The organism is Dapis purpurea BLCC-M126 (assembly GCF_050015975.1).
In the GTDB taxonomy this organism is placed as follows: Bacteria; Cyanobacteriota; Cyanobacteriia; order Cyanobacteriales; family Microcoleaceae; genus Trichodesmium.
Genome location: NZ_JBNHER010000078.1, coordinates 1 through 3,248 on the forward strand (window position 1 = coordinate 1; position 3,248 = coordinate 3,248).

A 3,248-nucleotide genomic window follows, 5' to 3' on the forward strand; every position below is an offset into this window, starting at 1 on the left:
TCTTCCTTTTAGGGAGAGGTAATTATCAATTATTCATTATCAATTATCAATTATTCAAGCATCTTAACATTTCTTCGATTGATTGTGCAACATCCACAAAATTTTTGCCATACTTTCAGTAATTTGAGTTATTTGTTCTGCATATTTTGTTCCTTATTCTGTGATTAAAGTAAAAGGAAATAAATTGGTATCTTTGGAAAGAAAAATTGTGTAATAACTCAAAATATAATCTTGACCATTTTGTATGAATTTTTTAATTAAGCTCTGATTTATCAGGACTTACGCATTAAGTACGAAAAACTAGGATTTAAAATTGCTTTCCTGTGGGTTGCAATTAGGAGAATAGATTATACTGCGTAAGTCGTATTTATAGAAATAATTTGAGTACTTACTTCTAGAGAATAGTTTTTTTCAAGAGTTATATCATTACCTAATTTAAAACCCCTAGAGTATAAAATAAACTTTAATCTAATATAGATTTTCAACAACTTTGTTATTTTTTATATAAAAAAAAGAGTTACTTAGGAAATAGACCGATTATCAATCAAATATAAGGAAGTTTTTTGCTACTTTTGCCTGTCTCCTGCTATGTAGCAATCCTATTTAGGTTGTAATATTTTAGTTACAGTTAGGAGTCAGGAGTCAGAATTTGCTCATTTTTTCAGCTCAAATTAATTATTATAAAAATTGTCACGACCAATTTAGGATTACTATAGTAATAGTATGAAAGCCTATTTATTGCACTTTTTCAATATTAAATTATTTCTCAACCCTCTGATTTATCAGAATTTAAATTTATTCATAAAACTATAATTAGTTATGCAAAATTAATTACAAATACTCTCAATCTGAAAAGCAGGTATTTTCAATAATGAATAATTAATAATGATCTCTTCTTATCCAGAAGAGGATTGACTAAAAGTAATTTTTTTCTTCTTTCTCCATGAATGAAGAGGCTTTATACCTTAATTTCTCGGTAAAAATTACAAGTAATGAAATTAGATAATTAATTTAGTACTCCTAAAAGACTAAGGATAAAAGGTATTATAACTATTTTTTATTCGCCACTCCCTACTCCTACTTATCATTACTTTGTTACCACTACTATTAATTTTACCGAAATATTCTGGTTTAAAGCCTCCCCTTTTAAGGGGATAATAAATAAAAATTTTCCTGTTCGTCAATCCTCTTATTTTCAATGAGAGGTAATTCTAAATTCTTAATTCTTGATCTAGGTACTTATTCAAATTTATGCTTGCTAGATAATGATTTCAGGTATATTCTAAATAGTCAAGAGTATATTTGAATAACTGTGCCTAAATTACTCTGAATAGTCAAAGCAGACTTATGAAATTAATCCATGTCAGAAACAGATCAAGCAACAAAACCTATTCAAAAAATTCTATTTGGTAGTCCTGGTACAGGCAAAAGTTATAAAGTACGGGAAATAGCAAATAATTACTTACAAATTCAATGGAATGAGCAGATAAAATCCTTAGAAAATACTATTAAAACTGTCTTTCACCCTGAATATACATATTCAGATTTTCTGGGAAAATTATTGCCACAAACTACTGCAGGTGGTGCTGTTATTTATAAATTTTATCCCGGTCATTTTCTTCAAGTCTTAGGATTAGCATATAAATATTTAATTGATGCTAGTAACCAAAATGTACTTTTGGTAATTGATGAATTAAACCGAGGAAATGCTGCTGCTATTTTTGGTCCGATTTTTCAATTGTTAGATAGAGAAATAGATAATTGGTCTACTTATGATGTGAATTTATCAGAATTAGAAATAGTCGCTTTGTTAAGGGCAATGGGATATGATGCTCAAACAACTGATAAAAATATACAGGTGGATGGAAGTAATTTTGATGTATTTTGTCAGATGACAAAAATGAAACTAGAAATGAATGATAATCAAGATGGTTTACGAGTCTTAGAAAATTTGACAACTCAGAGAATTTCGATTCCCAGAAATTTATCAATTATCGCTACGATTAATACTTCGGATGAGTCTATATATTATTTGGATAGTGCTTTTAAAAGAAGATGGGATTGGGAATATGTGGATGTACCTGGTTATGGAAGAGAAAAAACTAAGGATATCGTAATTGAAGGTAGGGATGAAAAATGGTTGGATTTTGTGAATAAGCTAAATGATTTTATTAAGGTTAATCATCAAGTGATTAGGCGCATCGAAGATAAACAAATTGGTGTTTGGTTTTTGAAGTCAGAGAATAATCAAGTTACTCAAGAATCTATAGAAAATAAGTTAATGTTTTATTTGTGGGATAGTGTATTTCCTAGAGATAGAAGACCTTTAGAAAATTTGTTGTCGAAGGGCGATCGCCAAAGTATTAAGTTAATTACTTATTCTGATTTTGTTGCTTTATCAGATAATTTTATTGATGGGATTATTTCTTGTGAATGGTTAACTTTTTGAATCACTTTTTTTGAAGATAAATAGTTGGTAGTGGTTTGGTCTCTAAACCTTTTTTCAAGGTACAAAGTAATTTGGAGAATTTACTTGTTGATGTTCTACCTTGATTGAATTTTGTCTGTTTACTTACCTGAATATTTTTGTATAAATATTCTACATAGGAATTTTTGCTCGCTCTGAAATTTAGGAGTCGATACTTCTATTACCTATGGAGTAATAGGAATTTTTGCTCACTCTGAAATTTAGGTAGTTGCTTCTATTGCGTATGTGGCAATAGGAATTTCTGCTCACTCTGAAATTTAGGTATTTGCTTTTATTGCGTATGTGGCAATAGGAATTTTTGCTCGCTCTGAAATTTAGGAGTCGATACTTCTATTACGTATGGAGTAATAGGAATTTTTGCTCACTCTGAAATTTAGGTAGTTGCTTCTATTGCGTATGTGGCAATAGGAATTTCTGCTCACTCTGAAATTTAGGTATTTGCTTTTATTGCGTATGTGGCAATAGGAATTTCTGCTCACTCTGATTTAGGTATTTGCTTTTATTGCGTATGTAGCAATAGGAATTTCTGCTTACTTAGATTTAGGTACTTGCTTTTATTGCGTATATAGCAATAGAAATTTCTGCTCACTCTTAGACTTGGATAGTCGATACTTTTATTGCGGATGTAGCAACAGGAATTTTTGCTGACTCAGATTTAGGTAATTGCTTTTATTGCGTATGGAGCAATAGGAATTTCTGCTCACTCTCAGATTTAGGTAATTGCTTTTATTGCGTATGGAGCAATAGGAATTTCTGCTCA

At 30.0% G+C, this 3,248-nt stretch carries 1 protein-coding gene; it reads left to right on the top strand.

Features of this window, described 5'->3' with window-relative positions; all coding sequences use genetic code 11:
- Positions 1-1,360 precede the first annotated feature (1,360 nt).
- Positions 1,361-2,449, top strand: a complete 1,089-nt coding sequence (locus ACP6PL_RS07200) for a restriction endonuclease (RefSeq protein WP_426544023.1) — start codon at positions 1,361-1,363, stop codon at positions 2,447-2,449.
- The last annotated feature ends 799 nt before the right edge of the window (positions 2,450-3,248 follow it).

Bases quoted from the DNA above. Each gene is read 5' to 3' on its own strand.
- ACP6PL_RS07200 (WP_426544023.1), top strand. From the start codon at position 1,361: ATGTCAGAAACAGATCAAGCAACAAAACCTATTCAAAAAATTCTATTT.